General features: G+C 60.4%; 17 protein-coding genes. 11 read left to right on the top strand and 6 right to left on the bottom strand.

The genetic code is table 11. The annotated features are described in order from the left end of the window. The first annotated feature begins 63 nt into the window (after window positions 1–63). Window positions 64–1,479 (top strand): DUF2252 domain-containing protein, encoded by a 1,416-nt coding sequence (locus PspS04_RS16875; protein ID WP_159996729.1) that lies wholly within the window; start codon window positions 64–66, stop codon window positions 1,477–1,479. Window positions 1,480–1,522: 43 nt separating this feature from the next. Next, a complete protein-coding gene (locus PspS04_RS16870; RefSeq protein WP_159996727.1) occupies window positions 1,523–2,161 on the top strand; it encodes a dihydrofolate reductase family protein in 639 nt (212 codons plus the stop codon). A 5-nt stretch (window positions 2,162–2,166) separates the two neighbouring features. Here PspS04_RS16870 and PspS04_RS16865 read toward each other — a convergent pair whose 3' ends face one another. Together PspS04_RS16865 and PspS04_RS16860 are read right to left on the bottom strand one after the other, a co-directional pair. After that, window positions 2,167–3,042 carry a DUF2950 domain-containing protein gene (locus tag PspS04_RS16865; protein ID WP_159998866.1) on the bottom strand — a complete coding sequence of 292 codons (876 nt, stop codon included), beginning with the start codon at window positions 3,040–3,042 and terminating at the stop codon, window positions 2,167–2,169. A gap of 38 nt (window positions 3,043–3,080) precedes the next feature. Beyond that, window positions 3,081–4,565, bottom strand: a complete 1,485-nt coding sequence (locus PspS04_RS16860) for a DUF3300 domain-containing protein (RefSeq protein ID WP_159996725.1) — start codon at window positions 4,563–4,565, stop codon at window positions 3,081–3,083. A gap of 255 nt (window positions 4,566–4,820) precedes the next feature. On the opposite strand from PspS04_RS16860, the gene PspS04_RS16855 reads away from it, so the two are divergent. The 3 genes from PspS04_RS16855 (at window position 4,821) to PspS04_RS16845 (ending at window position 11,079) form a co-directional block, all read left to right on the top strand. After that, on the top strand, window positions 4,821–5,978 hold the full coding sequence (locus PspS04_RS16855) for a response regulator (RefSeq protein WP_159996723.1): 1,158 nt from the start codon (window positions 4,821–4,823) through the stop codon (window positions 5,976–5,978). Between the two features lie 46 nt (window positions 5,979–6,024). After that, window positions 6,025–10,410: a response regulator gene (locus tag PspS04_RS16850; RefSeq protein ID WP_159996721.1), complete on the top strand. Its 4,386-nt coding sequence runs from the start codon at window positions 6,025–6,027 to the stop codon at window positions 10,408–10,410. Window positions 10,411–10,512: 102 nt separating this feature from the next. Beyond that, complete coding sequence (locus tag PspS04_RS16845) at window positions 10,513–11,079, top strand: nucleotidyltransferase family protein (RefSeq protein ID WP_159996719.1); 567 nt, start codon at window positions 10,513–10,515, stop codon at window positions 11,077–11,079. Between the two features lie 12 nt (window positions 11,080–11,091). Here PspS04_RS16845 and PspS04_RS16840 read toward each other — a convergent pair whose 3' ends face one another. Continuing rightward, on the bottom strand, window positions 11,092–11,727 hold the full coding sequence (locus PspS04_RS16840; RefSeq protein WP_159996717.1) for a DUF502 domain-containing protein: 636 nt from the start codon (window positions 11,725–11,727) through the stop codon (window positions 11,092–11,094). Between the two features lie 167 nt (window positions 11,728–11,894). Next, a complete protein-coding gene (locus PspS04_RS16835) occupies window positions 11,895–12,158 on the bottom strand; it encodes a hypothetical protein (protein ID WP_095171623.1) in 264 nt (87 codons plus the stop codon). A 273-nt stretch (window positions 12,159–12,431) separates the two neighbouring features. Between PspS04_RS16835 and PspS04_RS16830 the strand changes: the two genes are divergently transcribed. The 6 genes from PspS04_RS16830 to PspS04_RS16805 all read left to right on the top strand — a co-directional run bounded on the left by PspS04_RS16830 (window position 12,432) and on the right by PspS04_RS16805 (window position 16,599). Further along, complete coding sequence (locus tag PspS04_RS16830; protein WP_159996715.1) at window positions 12,432–13,007, top strand: TetR/AcrR family transcriptional regulator; 576 nt, start codon at window positions 12,432–12,434, stop codon at window positions 13,005–13,007. A gap of 383 nt (window positions 13,008–13,390) precedes the next feature. Beyond that, the gene (locus PspS04_RS16825; RefSeq protein WP_159996713.1) at window positions 13,391–13,945 is read left to right on the top strand and encodes an OsmC family protein; all 555 of its coding nucleotides are present in this window, start codon (window positions 13,391–13,393) and stop codon (window positions 13,943–13,945) included. A 93-nt stretch (window positions 13,946–14,038) separates the two neighbouring features. After that, a complete protein-coding gene (locus PspS04_RS16820; protein WP_159996711.1) occupies window positions 14,039–14,812 on the top strand; it encodes an SDR family NAD(P)-dependent oxidoreductase in 774 nt (257 codons plus the stop codon). A 103-nt stretch (window positions 14,813–14,915) separates the two neighbouring features. Continuing rightward, a complete protein-coding gene (locus tag PspS04_RS16815) occupies window positions 14,916–15,506 on the top strand; it encodes a TetR/AcrR family transcriptional regulator (protein WP_159996709.1) in 591 nt (196 codons plus the stop codon). A gap of 3 nt (window positions 15,507–15,509) precedes the next feature. Then, the gene (locus PspS04_RS16810) at window positions 15,510–16,208 is read left to right on the top strand and encodes a DsbA family oxidoreductase (protein WP_159996707.1); all 699 of its coding nucleotides are present in this window, start codon (window positions 15,510–15,512) and stop codon (window positions 16,206–16,208) included. Between the two features lie 61 nt (window positions 16,209–16,269). Then, the gene (locus PspS04_RS16805) at window positions 16,270–16,599 is read left to right on the top strand and encodes a thioredoxin family protein (protein WP_134175966.1); all 330 of its coding nucleotides are present in this window, start codon (window positions 16,270–16,272) and stop codon (window positions 16,597–16,599) included. 20 nt (window positions 16,600–16,619) lie between these two features. Here the strand turns inward: PspS04_RS16805 and kefC are convergent, their stop codons facing one another. Both kefC and kefF read right to left on the bottom strand, forming a co-directional pair. Next, a complete protein-coding gene (kefC, locus tag PspS04_RS16800; RefSeq protein WP_159996705.1) occupies window positions 16,620–18,452 on the bottom strand; it encodes a glutathione-regulated potassium-efflux system protein KefC in 1,833 nt (610 codons plus the stop codon). Then, window positions 18,453–18,974: a glutathione-regulated potassium-efflux system oxidoreductase KefF gene (gene kefF, locus PspS04_RS16795; RefSeq protein ID WP_150368129.1), complete on the bottom strand. Its 522-nt coding sequence runs from the start codon at window positions 18,972–18,974 to the stop codon at window positions 18,453–18,455. Between the last annotated feature and the right edge of the window lie 99 nt (window positions 18,975–19,073).

Genomic DNA, 19,073 nt, shown 5'->3' with positions numbered 1-19,073 from the left:
AACAGTCGAATTATCAGGTCCTGTGCCCAAGCGAATCAGACTTCGTTGAGCGTAGGAGGGCACATGCCCCCGCCAAAAAGCAGGCCTGCCGCCGGCAATCCAGAGCCGTCGGATGACACCGGTGACGAACAGGTTTTTCAGTCGCGCAAGGAGCGGCTGTACGCCGGTGCGTTATTGCGCGAGCGTCTGCCCCATGGCCAACACGCCCAGTGGAAGCCCGCCCGCAAGCAGCGTAACGCCATCGAGCTGCTCGAAGAATCCAACCGCTATCGACTGCCCAACCTGGTGCCGGTGCGCTACGGCCGCATGCTGCGCAGCCCTTTCACCTTCTTGCGCGGCTCTGCCGGGTTGATGGCCCATGACCTGGCGGCTACCCCGACGACCGGCATCCAGGTCCAGGCCTGCGGCGATTGCCACCTGATGAACTTCGGCTTGTTCGCCACCCCCGAGCGCAACCTGATTTTCGACATCAACGACTTTGACGAAACCCTGCCCGCGCCCTGGGAGTGGGATGTCAAACGCCTGGCGATCAGCTTTGCCGTGGCCGCGCGCGACAACGACCTCGGCGACAAAGAAGCGCGAGCCATCGCCGCCGGTTGCGTGGGCGCCTACCGCGAGCACCTGCGCAGGTTTTCCAGGATGAACCCGATGGACGTCTGGTACGACTGCCTGGACGCGCAAACGATCATCGACATGGCGCCCAATGCGCAGATCAAGAAAATCCGCGAGCAAGTGGTCGCCAAGGCGCGAATGCGGGTCGGTGATTACCTCTACCCCAAGATCAGCGGCGAAGTCGGCGGGCGCCGACGCCTGATCGATCAACCGCCGATCCTGTTTCATGTGTATGAAAAGGGTTTCATGCGCAACGTCCAACTGACGCTCCAGGACTATCGGCTGTCACTGCCCCATGAGCGGCGCGTGCTGTTCGATCGTTACCGCCTGGAAGACATTGCGGTCAAGGCGGTGGGCATCGGGAGCGTCGGTACCTACTGTTTTGTCGGCCTGTTCTTTTCCGCGGAAAATCACCCGTTGCTCCTGCAGTTCAAGGAGGCCTGTCCCTCGGTCCTGGCGCCCTATGCCGGCAAGAGCAACTACGACAACCACGGTCAGCGAGTGGTCACCGGGCAGCGCCTGATGCAGTCCTCCAGCGATATCTTCCTGGGCTGGACCCGCAGCCAGAACGGTCGCTGTTTTTTTGTCCGGCAGTTGCGCGACATGAAAATGTCCGCGCCGATTGAAGGCGTATCCGCCGCGCGGATGAAAATGTACGCCCAGTGGTGCGGCCTGACCCTGGCCCGCGCCCACGCCAAATCCGGCGATGCGGCGCTCATCAGTGGTTACCTGGGCAAGACCGACTCCTTCGACCAGGCCATCGGCAAATTTGCCATCGCCTATGCCGATCAGAATGCCGCCGACCATGGCACGCTGCTGGCCGCCGAAAAATCCGGGCGGATCATCGCGTTGCGAGAAGAGGAGTGAGGCGCGGCGCTGATGTCGCACCAGGCCCCAGCAGGAGATAACCATGCGCAAACTTATCGTTGCCGCGTTCATCAGCCTGGATGGGGTGATGCAAGCCCCCGGCGGGCCACAGGAAGATACCTGCGGCGGCTTCCGCTATGGCGGCTGGATCGTGCCTTATGCCGACCCGGTTTCCGGCCTGGCGATACAGGCACTGTTTTCCCAGCCGTTCGAATTGCTGCTGGGGCGCCGGACCTACGACATCTTCGCCGCCTATTGGCCGCAGTACAGCCAGGCCGATGCCGATCACCGCACTATCGCCGAGCTGTTCAACAGCGTGCCCAAACATGTAGCCACCCATCACCCCGAGACCCTGGCCTGGCACAACAGCCATGGATTGCAGGGCAACCTGACGGAGTCGATACGCGCGCTCAAGCAGGAGCAGGGCGCTCAACTGTTGACCCAGGGCAGTGGTGATCTGGTGCGCCAACTGCTGGTGGCAGGCCTGGTGGACGAACTGCGGCTGATGATATTTCCGATCCTGCTGGGCAAGGGCAAGCGCCTGTTCGACCACAGCGCCCAAGCGGCGGCTTTCACCCTGGTGGAGTCCAGCAGCACCCCCGGCGGCGTGCTGCTGACCCGTTATGTGTACTGCGGTGAGGTGCGCACGGGAACCTTTGACGAGCCCGGCCCAGGCGGCTAAGCGCGTTACTCTTGGTCCGGCCCGACTTCCTTCCAGCTGTCATCCGGGTCAAAGACGGTCATCCCCTGGGCCAGCTTCTCGCTGTCCGGTCCCAGGTCTTTTTCGAACACCTGGCCTTCATGGCTGATCATGAAGCTCATCACCCCGGTGTCGGCGTATTTTGCCGGCCAGGCGATCAGGGCAAACCCCCGGCTCATCTTGTCGCCGATCAGGTAGCTGTAGGCACCGCCCGGTGCCGAGGGTCCCTGGCCATGCAGGATGCGGAAGTGATAACCGTGCCAATCCTCGCCGGCAACGGTCTTGCCGAAGGAGGGGCCCAGCGGGCTGATCTGGCCGCTGTCGTCGTCTGCCCAATAGAGCCCGTCATGCTGGCCCGGGTGGCTGAAGAGGTTTTGCGCATACTCCAGGGCACCATCGCCGTCACGGTCGATTGAGGCATATTCCATCTGCGCATCGTGATAGGCCAGCGCCGCCTGTACCGCAGAGAGTTCGTTGCGGCCTATGCGCCGAGCCCGGACTTCGGCGCCGCCGGCCTTGATGTCGAAGCGCCAACCGTTGGCGCTTTTGACCAGGGGGATCGGCAGCGTCCAGTGGTTGCTGCCGACCGACAGCAGCGCCTTGCCGTCGCTGGTTTGCTCGATCTGATGCTGTTCGTGGTACTGCTTGATGAACGCATCGACATCCTGGCGTTCGGCACCTTCACGCGGGATGAAACTACGCCACTCATTGCCCAGCAACGCCGTCAGGCGCTCGTGGTCGGCGTGTTTACTGCCCAACGCTTCGACGAACGACTGGGCGGCCTGTTCAGGCGTGGCAAATTCCTGCTGGGCGCTGGCCAGGCACGACCAGGCCAGGCCGACAGTCAGCCCCAGGGCGTGCAGGAGCCGGCCGGTGAGTGGCTTGCTGCGAGGATGGTTATTCAACGACGGCTCCCCCGTTGGCGCGCGGGTGCGCTGGATGGTCGACTGATTTGATGGCCAGCGGCTCGCGAGGCGCTCGGGCGCTGCGCGGAGACTTGGCTGGCACGGCCACGATTGGCCTGGGCATTGACCTGGGACGGTGAGCGCGCGCCGGCGAAGGCATTGTTGCGCGCCGCACTCTGAGTGGCAGCCGGGCGTTTTTGCGTGGTTTGGCGCGCCTGCGCCGGCCGCTGGTCGCGCTGATTGACCTGCCGGTTGTGCTGGCGCGGCTGCTGATTGTCGCGGGTGGTCCGGGGCGTGCCCTGGCTGCGGTCCGTAGTCCGTGGCCGCTCGTTACTCGCTTGCATGCGGTTGCCCGCCGAGGCACCGGACTGGGCTTCGCGCACCCGGTCCCGGGCTTCGCGGTTGCTGGTGGCGGGGCGTTCGATACCGTGCTTGTCCATCGAGCTACGGGCGTTTTCCCTAGCCTGGGCGCGCTGGGCGTTGTCCCCGCGGTAGGCCTCACGCTGAGTGGCACCGTCCAGTTGGCGACCGTATTGCTGGCGGCTGCGGTTGTCGCGATAGGGCACGCCATTGCGGTGCGCGGAGTTGTGCTGCCACTTGTTCTGATTGTTGCTGATGCGGTTGTTGGCATTGATGTTGTTGTAGCGATCGACGTCGATGTCGATATCGTTGTCGTCCCAGTCACATTCGCCCCACAACGCGCCGACGATCGCCACCCCGGTGCCGAACGCCAACCCGGCCATCAGCGCCGAACCCGGGTAATAGGCGGGCGGCGGCGGATAGTAGGCCGGTGGCGAGGCCGGGTAGGGCCAGGTGCCGTAGGTGGTGGTCGGGTTGTAGGTGGGTACGTACACCACCTGCGGGTCGGCGGGCTGGATGATGATGGTCGAGGAACTGCTGGCCGGGGCGGGCGCCGAACTGCTGGAGCTGGCGGCTGGAGCCGGGGCAGCGGCCTGGACCGTGACGTTCTGGTACTGGTTGCTCTGCAGGTTACCGGCGGTTTGCGCCTGGCGGCGCAAGCGTTGCACGCCCTCCATGACGTCGTCGGGCTGCGCCAGGAAGGCATCCCCCAGGCGTTGGACCCAGACCGGATCCTGGCCCAGCGTGACCATGACCTGGGGAAACGCGACCAGCGCCTGCACGCTCGGGTCCCACGGCTGGCTCGCCACCTGCTTGACCGCGTCATCGCCCTTGGCGTCCGGGTGGGCCTTGGACCAGGTCACCGCCTCGGCGATTTCCCCGGGGTAGGTGCTGGCCATCAGCAGTTGGGCCAGCAGGGGGTCGGGATACAGGGCAATAGGCGCCAGCATCTGGTCGAGCTGTTCCTGGGTAAACACCGGGTCCTTGGTCGCTGCCGTGACCGGCGCTGGCGCAGTGGTGCTGGCGGGTGGACTGGCGGCCGGCGCTACGCTTTGTGCCTGGCTGGCCGCTGCACTGACAAAAAGGACGGCTGAGAACGCGTAAATTAATGGAATGCGCATTGCAACTCCATGGGCTCAGGCAGGTTGAGAGGGGTGATTCAAAACCAGGGAAGTGTCAGCCGACTGTGCAAGCCGCAGGCGTCGGTGTCGATGCCGTTCGCTAATAGTAGCAAAGCTTAAAAAACTGCCAGGAAACTCCCGTTCTTTTCCGCACGCAACGGTTCGGCAAGTGCGCAAAACTGCAACTACGCTTTCCAGCGCCAGGCTGGAAATGCCGCCTGGGGATGCCAATGTCTGGCGAGGGAGCGGCCTGCGATGAATAGCCAACCGAGTCATTACACCCGTGCGACCTTGCTGGTGGTCGACGACACGCCCGATAACCTGTTGCTGATGACCGACCTGCTCAAGGATCGCTACCGGGTCAAGGTCGCCAATAGCGGGGAAAAAGCCTTGCGCCTGCTCCAGGGCGACTCGCTGCCGGACTTGATCCTGCTGGACGTGATGATGCCTGGGCTGTCCGGGCATGAAGTGGCCAGGCGACTCAAGGACGATCCTCATACCCGCGAAATTCCGATCATTTTCCTCACCGCCATGGCCGGCACCGAGGACGAGATCCATGGCCTGGAACTGGGCGCGGTCGACTACATCACCAAGCCGATCAGGCCGGCACTGGTGCTGGCGCGGGTCGACACCCAGCTCAAGCTGAAGGCGGCGGCCGACTTCCTGCGTGATCACAACGACTACCTCGAACAGGAAGTGCAGCGTCGCACCCGCGAGGTGGTCGCTATCCAGGATGTGGCGATCCAGGCCATGGCCTCCCTGGCGGAGACGCGCGACAACGAAACCGGCAACCACATCCGCCGCACCCAGCACTACGTCAAGGTGCTGGCCGAACATCTGCAGGATCACCCGCGTTTCCGGCACTTTCTCAGCGTGGCGACCATCGAGTTGCTGTTCAAGTCGGCGCCCCTGCACGACATCGGCAAGGTCGGCATTCCCGACCATATCCTGCTCAAGCCGGGACGCTTTAGCGCAGAGGAATTCGAGATCATGAAGAGCCACACCACCCTTGGGCGTGACGCCATCCAGCGCGCCGAGGACCAGTTGGGTATACGCGCCGAGTTCCTCAGCCTGGCCAAGGAGATCGCCTACAGCCACCAGGAAAAATGGGATGGCAGCGGTTACCCCCAGGGGCTGGTGGCGGACGCTATCCCCATCAGCGCGCGGTTGATGGCGGTGGCCGACGTCTATGACGCGCTTATAAGCCGGCGTGTGTATAAGGCGGGGATGCCCCATGAGCAGGCTGTCGAGATCATCACTCAGGGGCGCGGCAGCCACTTCGACCCGGACATCTGCGATGCCTTCCTGGCCTGTTGTGAACAGTTCCAGGAGATCGCCCAGCGTTTCGCCGATACCGACCAGGACATGGCCGTGCAGTTGGCGGCCCTGCAACGCAGCGGGCAGACGCCTTGACCCCGCGCGTGCGGAGCTTTTTCGATCAGGTTCACGAGGATAGGTAATGGCTGGATTTCGCACCCTGCTCGAGCGTCTCGCGCTGCTGCACAAACTGCTCCTGGGATTCGCCGCGCTGCTGCTGTTGGTGCTGGTGCTCGGCGTGCAAAGCCTGCGCACTCAGCAATCGCTGAAGCAGGACATGCAAAACCTCTATCTGCAGGAACTGGTCGGCATGGAGTACCTGCATGAAGCGCGGGTGCAGCTGCCCCATTTGATGCAAACCCTGCAGCGGGCGGTGGGCACCGACAGTGCGCAGATTCGCGTCGAAGCCCTGCAGCAGTTGGCTGACAACCGGCAACGCCTGCAATTGGCCCTGGCCCAGGCCAAGGTCACCCTCAAGCGCCCGGAGAACCTCGCGCGCCTGGCCGAGATCGACCTGATGCTGCAACAGTTGCAGCGCTACAGCGAACAGGCTTTTGTGTTGATCGACCAGGGTCGGCAGAGCCAGGCGCTATTGCTGCTTAACAGCAGCGAGTTCCAGAGGATCGCCCGGCAGGCCGACAGTCATTTGTACGGTATTGCGCAAATCAAGGAAGCCTCGATTCGCGACACCGCCAAGGGCATTGTCGAGTACGCCGAACGCAGCACCTTGCTGACCTACATCCTGTTGTTCGGTGGCCTGTCGTTGGCGTTGTTGCTGTCGTGGCTGGCCAGCCAGTCGATCCGCAACCCGCTGAATCGGGTGCGGGTGGCGGTCGATCAACTGGCCGCCGGGCAGCTCGACCAGCCGATCCCCCACACCGACCTGAACAATGAAACCGGGGACCTGGCGCGGGCCATCGCCCAACTGCAGACCGAGTCCCAGCAACTGGAGCGCCAGCGCTGGATCAAGGGCCATATCGCCCAATTGCAGATCGACCTGCAGCAGGCCGACACCCCGGACGAACTGGCGCAGGTATTCCTGCTGCACATCGCGGGCCTGCACGGCATCTGCCAGGCGGTGCTGTACAGCGCCCAGGAAGACGCCGCCACGCTGCAGCTGATGGGCGGTTATGCCACCGATTCCGAGCACCCACCCAAGGACCAGGTGCCATTCGGCGACGGCCTGTTGGGTCAGTGTGCGCTGGATCGCCAAGTGCGACAGTTGCAGGCGTTGCCGCAGCAGTACTGGCGGTTGCACTCGCCGCTGGGCGAGGTAGCGGCCAGTTGCCTGTTGCTGCAACCGATCGTGCATGGCGAGCGCCTGCTGGGGGTGTTCGAGTTGGCCAGCCTGCAGCCTTTGGACGAGCGTGAATGGCTACTGTTGCAGGAGGCCACGCCACGACTGGCCGCCGCGATGGCGATCATGGAGCGCAATCAGGCGGTCAAGACCCTGTTGGCGCAAACCCGACGCCAGGCCAGCGAAGTGGCGCAACAGGCGCTGCAACTGGAGGCGCAGGCCCAGGCGCTGGAAACCCAGCAAGGGGCACTGCGCGCCACCGAAGCCTGGTATCGCGGGATCATCGAAGCGGCGCCCGATGGCATGCTGGTAGTGGACGATGGTGGGCACATCCTGAGGACCAACCGTCAGCTGGATCAACTGTTCGGCTACGCCCCCGGCGAGCTGATCGGCGCGGCCATCGAGCGCCTCGTGCCGCTGGCCAGTCGCGGCCGTCACGTGGCGCTGCGCGACGGTTTCATCGGCCACGGCGACACCCGGCAGATGGGCGCCAACCTCGAAGACCTGCAAGGCGTGCGCAAGGACGGCAGCCTGTTTTCCGCCGAGATCAGCCTGTCACGCTTGCCCAGCCTGGAAGGGAGCGGCATGTGTGTGTGCGCCTCGGTACGCGATGTCAGCGAGCGCCGGCAACTGCAGGCGGCGCTCAAGGCCAGCGAGATCCAGTTGCGCGCGGTCCTCGACAGCAGCCCGGTGGCCATGCTGATCAAAGACGCCGATGGCCGCCCGACCTACAGCAATCCGCAATTCGACCGCTTGTTCGCCAGCCAGCTTGGGCAACTGCAGGGCAGCGACCTGAGCCAATTCTGGGTCGAGCCCGAGGCCCATCAACGGTTTCTCGCCGAGGTGGCGCAAGGGGCGGTGCTCAACTTCGAGGCCAGCCTGCAGCGCACCGACGGTGAGCGTTTCGAGGTGCTGGTGTCGAGCGTCACCCTGACCCAGGGGGAGCGGGGCATGGGGGCCAACTGGTACTTCGATATCACCGATCGCAAGATCGCCGAGGCCCAGGTGCAGCGCGCGCGCGAGACGGCAGAGGAGGCGACCCGGGCCAAGAGCGACTTCCTGGCGACCATGAGCCACGAGATCCGCACCCCGATGAACGCCATCATCGGCATGAGCCACCTGGCCTTGCGCACCGAGCTCGACCATCGCCAGCGCAACTACATCGAAAAGGTCCATCGCTCGGCGGAAAGCCTGCTGGGGATCATCAACGATATCCTCGACTTCTCCCGGATCGAGGCCGGCAAGATGCACCTGGAGCAGATTCCCTTCCATCTTGAGGACGTGCTCGACGGCTTCGCCAACATGATTGGCCTCAAGGCCGAGGACAAAGGCCTGGAACTGCTGTTCAGCATCGCCGCCGAACTGCCCACCGGGTTGATCGGCGATCCGTTGCGCCTCGGCCAGGTGCTGGTCAACCTGGGCAATAACGCGACCAAGTTCACCGAGCAGGGCGAAATCGTGCTCGGCGTGGAGCAGTGCGGTGGTGAGGAAGGCCAGGCGCAGCTGCATTTCTGGGTGCGGGACAGCGGCATCGGCATGAGTACCGAACAGTGCTCGCGCCTGTTCCAGCCCTTCAGTCAGGCAGACAGTTCCACCACCCGCAAATACGGCGGTACCGGCCTGGGCCTGGCGATTTCCCGGCATCTGGTGGAACTGATGGGCGGCGAGATATGGGTCGAGAGCGAGCCGGGCCAGGGCTCGACCTTTCACTTCGAGGTCAGCCTGGGGCTGCAGCGCGAGAGCCATGTGCGGCGCATGCTGACCGCCGAGGAATTGCTCGGCTGCCGGGTGTTGGTGGTCGATGACAACGCCAGCGCGCGGGAAATCCTCTCGACCATGGCTCGCAGTTTTGGTGTCGAAGTCGATGTCGCGCAGAGCGGCCGGACGGCCCTGGCCAAGCTGGTGGACGCCGAAGCCCGGATGCTGCCCTACGACCTGGTGCTGATGGACTGGCGCATGCCCGGCATGGATGGCGTGGAGACGGTGCTGCAGATGCATGCCGCCCAACTGGCACAAACTCCGTCGGTGATCATGGTCACCGCCTTTGGCCGCGAAGAAGCCCGCGAAGAAGCCAGCCGCCACGGTATTCAATTGCCGGTGGTGCTGACCAAGCCGGTGACCCCCTCGACCTTGCTCGAAGCGCTGGGCACGGTTCTCGGCAAGGCGCCCCAGGTCGACACCCGGGCCAACGAGCGCTCCGGCCAAAGCGCCAGCGCCATTGCCAGCCTGCGTGGCGCGCGGGTGCTGCTGGTGGAAGACAACGAACTGAACCGCGAGCTGGCGTGTGAGTTGCTCGAGAGCGCCGGGATCGAACTGTGCCTGGCCGTCCACGGCGCCGAGGCGCTGGAGCAATTGCAGCGCGACTCAGACTTCGACGGCGTGCTGATGGACTGCCAGATGCCAGTGATGGACGGCTACACCGCCACCGGCAAAATCCGCGAGCAGCCGCGCTGGGCCGACCTGCCGGTGATCGCCATGACCGCCGACGCCATGGCGGGCGACCGCGAGCGGGCGCTGGCCTGCGGCATGAACGACCACATCAGCAAACCGCTGAACATTGACGACATGTTCGCCACCCTGGCCAAGTGGATACACCCACGTCCAGGGCGCGGCGCCCCTGCCGCCGAGGTGGCCGCGGCCAATGCAACGACCAGCAGCCTGCCCGCCAGCCTGCCCGGGATCGACCTGCACGCCGGCCTCGCCACCTGCATGGGCAAGACCGACCTCTACCTGCGCCTGCTGGGTAAATTCAACGCCAGCCAACAAGGCTTTGACGGCCAATTCCGCAGCGCGCGAACCCAGGCCGATCCAGCGGCGCCAGCCAGACTCGCCCACACCTTGCGCGGCACCGCCGGCAACCTCGGCGCCACCGCCCTGGCCCAAGCCGCCGGTGCCCTGGAGCAAGCGTGCCTGCAAGGCGCCAGCGAACCGGACCTGGCCGAACGCCTGGCGGCCGTCGAACAGCACCTGACCCCGCTGCTGGCCGGCTTGGCGCAGCTAAACGAGGCACCGGTAATCGACGTCCCCCCACTGGACAGCGAATGGCACACCCAACTGGCCCACGTCCGCGACCTACTGGCCGAAAGCGACGCCCAAGCCCTGAGCGCCTTGCACACCCTGCAAGGACTGGCATCAGGCCCACGAGTGGCCGAACAGTTAAATCAAGTGATGCAACAAGCCCAATCCTACGACTTCGACCAAGCCCTGGAGCTCCTGGAAAACCTGTCCTGACCAACTGACGGAGATAGAGCAGGGCGCCAAATCACTATAATCCACACCCCCCAACGCTAAGCTATCCTCAGCACCCCGGAGCCCCACCCAAAAAGGATCAACATGACACTAACGGCCAAAACCCTGCTCGAGGTCGCACTGGCCAACCCAGTCAACGCACTCATCACCGCCCGCCTGCCCGCACTCGGCCTGGACCAATGCATGCTCACCGCCGGCTGCCTGTTCCAGGCCATCTGGAACCAACAGGCCCAACGCCCCCTGGACTGGGGCGTAAAGGACTATGACATCTTCTACTTCGACCCAGACCTGTCCTGGGAAGCCGAAGACCAGGTGATCCAGGCCGGCCGCCGCTTGTTCCACGACCTCGACGTCAACATCGAATTGAAGAACCAGGCCCGTGTCCACCTGTGGTACCGCCAGCGATTCGGCAGCGACTATCCGCAATTGCACTCAACCCGGGACGGCGTCGACCGCTACCTGATCGCCGGTACCTGCATCGGCCTGGACATCACCACCGGCGAACTCTACGCCCCCCATGGCCTGGCCGACACGCAGCAGGGGCTACTGCGGATCAACCGGAAGAACCCCAAGCCCGAGTTGTTTGCCCAGAAGGCACAGAGTTACCAGCAGCGCTGGCCTTGGCTGAAGGTTGTGGATTACTGCTCTTGAGAACGAGGCGAATCAAGGTGCTGCATCAACCTTGCTGGCGACCACTGGAACCTCAGGCCGCTTGGCCCCGGCTTCCATGGCCGCCACCAGATCCTTGGCACCCAAACCCCATTTGCTGATGACCTTGAAGGCATCAGTGAAGGACACATCCAGCGGATGCACGCGGCTTGCTTCCAGCACATAGATGGCGCCGGCCAATGGCGTGGGCACCGAAGGGACGAAAATCGTATAGCGGCCGTCATCGAACACTTCAATGATGAACGCCGGGACCAGCGCATCTTCGATTTCGACCAAGGCCGGCTTCCAGACGTTTTGCCGGCTATCACCCGCCACTTGCTGGGTCAGGCTGCGGAACAGGCTGTAGCCGGGGATTTTTTCAAACACCGCCCGTTCTGCCCGCGCGCGGGTGCGCTCGCCCAAACCGGTACGCAGGGCGGCGCCAATGAAAAAGCAGATCAACAACACCAGGATCAACGATAACAACTGCTCGGCAGGCAGCCATTCCGGCAACAGTTGGGAGAAGGGTCGCACCAGTTGTCCCAGCGACTTCATGCCCTTGAGCAGCACCAGGATCGCGAGATAAATCGGGACGATAACCAGCAGACCAGCAAGTACCCGTTTGGCGAAGTATCCGAGCGCCGTCTTCATATGCACTGCCCCTGTCGGGATTGGCGGAATAGGGCCGCGCCCCTTGATCGCCCCCTGCAGTTGTTGTGCGCGGCGCTCCAATCAACACGCCGCGCAGCTCCAACCGATAACCGAAGGATCAACCTGTCCTGACCCCGCAGCGAAGTGCGAGGGTGAGATCTACGCAATCAGTACTTGATGTCTCGCGCAGTGTCGCGCGTGTCTTGCTTGGTATCGCGCTTGTCCTGGCGGCAATCGGCGCGACTCTTCTCGTCGCCTTCCTTGCAAGCCTCCTTGGTCTCCCGAGAAGCATCACGCCCCTCCTGCTTGGTATCGCGCGACTCCTGCCGCTGGTCAGCCTGATCGGTGGCGAAAGCCAGTGTCGGCACCCAGGAGCCGCCAACTGCAAGGGCCAGGGCGGTGAGGGCGGTTAGATAGTATCTGCGGATCATGAGCATTCTCCTCGCACTGAATCTAATCAGTGCTTGCCCCGATCTCTGTATCACACGCGGTTAACTGGGGCTGTTGGGCCGCGTGAATTTAAAGGTGCTCTGAGGGATTTAACGATAGGACGAGATGGGGGGTTGTACAAGGTGGGGGGTTTCCGTTTGTCGTGATGGGCAGAAAACAGCCATTGAGATGCGACAGGTGTGGACAAACCGAGCGCTGTCTTATGAGTAAGTACTAATTTATGATGCCGCATTGATCAATTTGGAAGCGGCATTATGAGTACACGTTCTGACCTCCTTGCCAGCGCAGAGATTTTGTTGCGTACGAAAGGCTATGCAGCTTTCAGCTACGCTGATCTGGCTGAAGAGATCGGTATCAGGAAGGCGAGTATTCATCACCACTTTCCCACCAAAGAAGGTCTGGCGATTGCCATCGTTGAGGGCTACCTGTTCCGCTTCAAGAGTCAGCTGGAATACATCAATGTTGAAAATACCGGCACTGTTGATCGGCTCAATGCTTTCGCCATGATGTTCGCGAAAAGCAGCGAAAGCGCTCTGCTTCCGCTCTGTGGAGCCTTGGCGGCGGAGCTGCTGGCTTTGCCTAATAGCCTGAAGCAGTTGACGAGAGATTTTTTCGAGATCCACCTCAACTGGCTTCAGGAAAATATCGTGAAGGGCCAAGAAGCCGGCGAACTCAAAGCAGATCTCGACCGAGTGAAGGTCGCCAGGCTCATCTTGAACACATTAGAAGGCGGCAGCTTTGTATCTTGGGCGCTGAACGACAACTACGAGCAGTTTTCTGGTTTTGAATTCATTTTAGATGGGCTCAGGGCTGCGGGAACGCGCCACTGAGGCATAACAGCTTCCGCTTCCCTAGCCTTCGGCTCTGCTATGACCAGCACGGCCTTACCGCCTCCTCGTGATCGTTTCATCCCCCAGTCTCGATCCTCTAAATTCTGCATTCGCGCGCTCCTTCTATCGGGAGCACGTCGAGTCCTGCAATTGTCGCGGACACTTTCCCCCTTCTTTACCCCAGCAAACCCGAGCTGATTTTTTTGAGAGCTGCGACACCTCTACGGTGATCGCAAGCGCGCGTATTCCAGAATATCTGTTAGAGCAAGTTTCTTGCGACGCTCAGCTGTAAAGAAATAGCCTATTGATATCCAACCTACTAGTTGGTAGGCTTGTTTCTCTTCCGGGCCTAACGCCCGGTCCATCCGAAGAGGAACGAACACATGAGCAACAATCTGAATGGTATCGATGTCGCCGCACTCCAGCAGTTTGCCCAAGGCGTTGCTGAGGATGCGACCAAGCGTCATGCAAGTTTTAACGTGAAGACCGAGTGGAAAGGCCAAACCCGTTCCGTCGCGAAGGTCAATCGCTATAACCTGGCCGGGGAAACCTACTCGCGCAACTTTGAAATTGTCGCCGATGAGCCAAATGAACTGCTGGGCCAAAACACCGCACCTAACCCACAGGAACTGCTGATGGCAGCGCTCAACGCTTGCATGTCGGTCGGCTACGCAGCGAATGCGGCAATGATGGGCATCAAGATTCACAGCCTGGAAATCGAGACTGACGGCACCCTCGACCTTCGCGGTTTCCTGGGCATCGACGAAACCGTCAACCCTGGCTACGACGAAGTGAACGTCGTGATTCGCCTGCACACCGACGCCTCCCGCGAGCGCGTTGAAGAGTTGCACAAGGTGGTGCTGAAAACGTCAGTCAACTACGCCAACTTTTCGAAAGCCATCCGCATGGTGCCAACCCTCGAAGTCCTTGAAGGCTAAATCGCCTGCTTCATCGAGATAGACAACTTGTGAGCACCAGGTAGAAAGCTGCTTTGGTGCCCTCTTACGAAATCTGGATTCCCGGAGTCTGTAATGAACGATTTTTTCAAAGGCAAGAAACTTTTGGTCGTCGGCGGCACCAGTGGCATGGGTCTGGAAACCGCGCGCATGGTGCTCAAGGCAGGCGGTAGCGTAGTGCTTACCGGCAGCAAGCAAGATAAAGCTGACGCCGTTCGTAACGAGCTGAGCCCACTGGGTTCGGTCTCGGTGATCGTGGCCAACTTAATGACTGAAGAAGGCATGAACTTCGTCCGTGACGAAATCAACGCCAAGCACAGCGACATCAGCCTGATGGTGAACTCGGCCGGGATCTTCATTCCAAAACCATTCACCGAGCACGACGAAGCTGAGTACGACATGTACCTGTCGCTCAACCGCGCGACCTTCTTCATCACACAGGCAGTGGTCAAAAACATGCTTGCAGCCAAGCGTGAGGGTTCGATCGTCAATATCGGCTCCATCGGTGCACAGGCGGCACTAGCCGGTTCTCCTGCCTCCGCCTACTCGATGGCCAAAGCAGGTCTGCATGCGTTGACACGCAACCTGGCTATCGAATTGGCTCATTCGGGTATCCGCGTCAATGCGGTATCGCCAGGCATTGTTCACACCTCGATCTACGAGGGTTTCATGGACAAGGAAGCGATTCCGGAAGCCATGAAGTCGCTGAACGATTTCCACCCGCTGGGTCGAGTTGGTGTTCCAGAAGACGTCGCCAATACCATTCTGTTCCTGCTGTCGGACAAGACATCGTGGGTGACAGGCGCAATCTGGGACGTGGACGCCGGGATCATGGCCGTACGTGCCTAACCCGAAAGTGCAGCGCGAATGGAATGGCCCTCCTCCGGGAGGGCGCTCAGCGGCTCGCTGCCTTGGCTAAAAAACGGCTGAACGCTGGCCGGTGGAGTCTCCAATGTCTATCACGACAAAAGCCGCACTGTTGAATGTCGCGCAAATACAGATGCGCTCCAGAGGTTACTCAGCGTTCAGTTACGCCGACCTAGCAGCACAGATCGGAATCAGGAAAGCCAGTATTCATCATCACTTCCCGACCAAGGAATGTCTGGGCGCGGAATTGATCAGGGATTACATCCATCGATTCACAGAGACGCTTGGCTCGATAGAAATCAGGCATCCCGATCCGCTGTTGCGGCTACGTGAGTTTTCGCGGCTGTTCGTCGTCAGCGCCCATGACGGGCTGCTGCCGTTGTGTGGTGCATTGGCGGCAGAAATGGCCGCATTGCCCATCTCGCTGCAAGAGCTCACTCGGGATTTTTTTGAGTCTCAGCTCGACTGGCTGACGGCCACCCTCAATGACGCAGTCCAACTGCACCACTGGTTGCTGGATAAACCCGTTGAGGAATACGCCTTCATGCTGCTGAGCACGCTAGAGGGCTCAAGCCTCATCGATTGGGCATTGGGCCGATCAACCTACCCTTTAGCTGGCTTTGACCATTTGCTTGAGTCGCTGGCAATGCGGTCTTCATTTCTTCTCGCAGGATGACTTATGCAAACCACTTCGAAAAAATACGTAGTCGATATCTGGTCTGATTTTGTTTGCCCTTGGTGCTGGGTCGCAAAGCGTCGCTTTGAAAAAGCGCTGGATCGCTTTGAAGAAAAAGACGCAGTTCAGATAAATATTCGTGCTTATCGCTTGGCGGCGAACCACACACCTGAACCCATGATTGCTGCTCTAAAGCGCAAGCTCGGGAACGCAGACACCGCTGAAGCGATGATGAGTACCGTACTCAAATACGGTAAAGCAGACGGCCTTGATTACCGCTTTGCGACTATGCAGTTTGGCGATACCGCAGACGCTCATGTGCTGGTCAAGGCAGTTGAAGAACCGACAGTGAAAAAGCGTCTCATGGAAGCGTTGTACGAACAAAGCACTACCCATGGCAAGTCACTGTTTGATCGCTCCAGTCTGGAGGCGATTGCGCGGGAAGTGGGCGTGTCGGAAGAATCGATCCAGCTAGCATGGTCATCCGTAGAAATACGCGTTGAGATGGAAGAGGACGAGCACTTCGCTGCGCAATTGGGATCGGGCGTGCCGATGTTCGTCTTCAACAACGAGTTCTCGCTGTCCGGCGCTCAGCCTGAGGCCGTTTTTCTCGAAGCGCTGAATAAGATGCAAGCAAAGGTACAGGTCAAGGAAGAGGATTTTGCAGGACAAGTCTGCGGTATCGATGGCTGCAAAGTTTGATAGGCACTGGTTGTGCGGTCCCTAGTGGTACCGCACCTCGCATAGTCTGGAGGAGGATCTGATGAGCCGTATCGTTGAGTTGAGCGCTCCAAAGTTCGCTCGATTTATTGCAAAAGGCAGCAGCGTTGTGCTGTTTTCAGCGTCCTGGTGTAAGCCTTGTCAGGAGATGAAGCCGATCTTTCATGCGCTGGAGGAAAAGCTTCACGCCTTGGCAGTATTTGGGAAGATAGACGTCGCGGTGTCGCCGACGATTGCGCAAATGTATGGCATTCGCGCGGTGCCGTCTTTGGCGGTCTTCCATCAGGGCCGACTTTTGCGGGTCATGCCTGGGTCTCGGTCCGTCTCTGCCTTGAAGAAGGTAATACTGGCGGAGCTGGAAGAGGCTCGTTAATCGAGCCTCAGCGCCATGGCTTAGTCTGGTACGTTTCTGCCCTTGATTGCAGGTGGAGTTTTTCCCGGCCCGTTATCGAACGGGTGAGCAAGATCTTCATTGAATATTTCTGTCAGCAGCGCATTAGCGCGCTTGTAGGCGTCGTACTTAAACTCGGTGTCGTCTTCGGGTTGGGCCGCCATTTCTTCAAGCATCTCCAGATTCAATCGGCGGAATCTATCCGCGCGCTCTCGAGCCTCGTAGCGCCCGATCCCAAGCTGCTCCAGCGCTCTGCGTCCCAAGGACAAAGCACTCTCGAAAGTTTCCCTCTCAACTGCCTCAATCCCCATCTGGCGGAGGGTGATGATGTGCCCCATGTCGCGAGCACGTACCACCAGCTTCAGAGATGGAAAATGCTCCTGAGCCAGCCTGGTGAGTGCCAGGTTGTCTTCCTGATTGTCGATTGCGTTGATCAGCACCACTGCCTGCGCTGCGCCGGCAGCGTGGAGCAAATCGATGCGGGTCGCATCGCCGTAGAACACCTTGACTCCGAACTTGCGCAACGTCTCGATATGATCGGGATCGTGATCCAGTACTACGACTTCAAACCCACATGACATCAGTAGTCGGCCGGCGATTTGGCCGAATCGACCAAAGCCGGCGATGATCACCCGAGGATTGCTCTGTTCGATGGTGTCCGCTTCCTGGTTACCCCGTTTATTTGCGGATTCCAGTCGATTAAGCACCAAGATCAGCAGCGGTGTGACACACATGGATAACGCCACCGCCAAGGTCAGGCTTTTGCCCCAAGGGTCGACCAGAATTCCGGCAACGGTTGCTGCGCCAAACACGACGAAAGCGAACTCACTGCCTTGACCCAGAAACACCGCCTGCCAAGAGCGTTGTTCAGTGGGGACACTCAAGAAGCGACCAAGGAGTTTGATCACCAGCAGCTTGATCAGGATAAAACCCAAGGTCAGCGTCAAGACTTTCAATGGTGCATCGATCAGCGTGCCGAAATCGATCGACATGCCCACGCCGATAAAGAACAGACCGAGCAGCAGCCCCTTAAATGGCTCGATGTCGCTTTCAAGTGCGTGTCGATATTCCGAGCTCGCTAACAGGACACCCGCGAGAAAGGCACCCATGGCCATGGATAATCCAGCCTCCTCCAGCAACAAGCCGAACCCGAACACCAGAAACAGCGCAACGGCACTGAAGATTTCACGCAAGCCCGAGCGCGCGACGAAGCGCAGGACTGGGCGGGAAACGTACTTACCCAGGAGCACCACCGAGACGATCGCACCGACGACTTTTGCGATGGACAGCGCGAGTTCAGCGCCGGAAGGGGTGCCACCATTTGCGGCCAACAAAGGAATCATTGCCACCAGTGGAATCGCCGCGATGTCCTGAAACAACAGCACGGCAAAACTGCTGCGACCCACGGCAGTTGGGATCATGTTTCGTTCGTTCATGGCCTGCATGGCAATGGCGGTCGACGAGAGACTCAGCGTTAATCCCACCAACAGTGCGGCCGTCCAGTTCAAGCCCAGTGCCGCGCAAAACACGGCAATTGCGAGACCACACGCAAGCATTTGCAGCGCACCGCCACCGAACACCATACGGCGCATGGCCCAAAGTCGTTTCGGGTCAAGTTCAAGACCAATGATGAACAGCATCAAGACCACGCCGATTTCAGCAAAATGCAGGATGGACTCCACATCCGTCACTAGCTTCAAGCCCCATGGGCCTATCAGGCAGCCAGCCAGTAGATAGCCCAACACGGGGCCCAATCCCGACCGCACGGCGATGGGCACAATCAATGCTGCTGAGCCTAGGTAGATGAGCATTTCGATCAGGCTATGAGTGTCCATTCATTCATCCCTCCACGAGGTGAGGCGTGCGCTGTAATCACGCACTTGTGAGAGCAGCGCATTTTCATCAGCTCTGTAGGCGCCATGGACAGCAACTGGACTTAGCCAGCGCATCTCGCAGTAACTGGCTGTTGCTTGAAGGGGTTGGGCGAGCACGGCGAACCCAGGGTTGTCGCCGATATTGAAGTGATCGTGCTCTCCTCCCGTAGTCACAGCCCATAGCAGGTGTTTGTTTGTGAGAGCGGCAGCGCCCTCGCCATAAGCCCAGCCCTTAGTGAACACTTTGTCGATCCACAGCTTTAAAAGAGGTGGGTAGCTGTACCAATAAAGGGGATGTTGCAAAACCAGCAGGTCTGCTTGCTCAACAGCCTTCTGTTCAGCTTCGACATCAATGTTGAAATCGGGATACAGGTCGTAAAGGGAGCGGATGACGACATCGGAATTATTGGCAGCGAGCCTGAGCATCAACTTGTTGACGTTAGATTTCTCAGGGTAAGGATGGGCATAGATGATCAGAATCACAGATTAATCCCCAACAAACCTGGCGCTCTTTTAGAACGCAAAAAGCTCCCCGGACGCTGAGCATGAGTGCACTCAATGTCCGGGGAGCCAATGACTTGA

The organism is Pseudomonas sp. S04, from assembly GCF_009834545.1.
Taxonomy (GTDB): domain Bacteria; phylum Pseudomonadota; class Gammaproteobacteria; order Pseudomonadales; family Pseudomonadaceae; genus Aquipseudomonas.
Note: the sequence above shows the minus strand (reverse complement) of the source record. Positions and strands in the feature narration are given on the sequence as shown.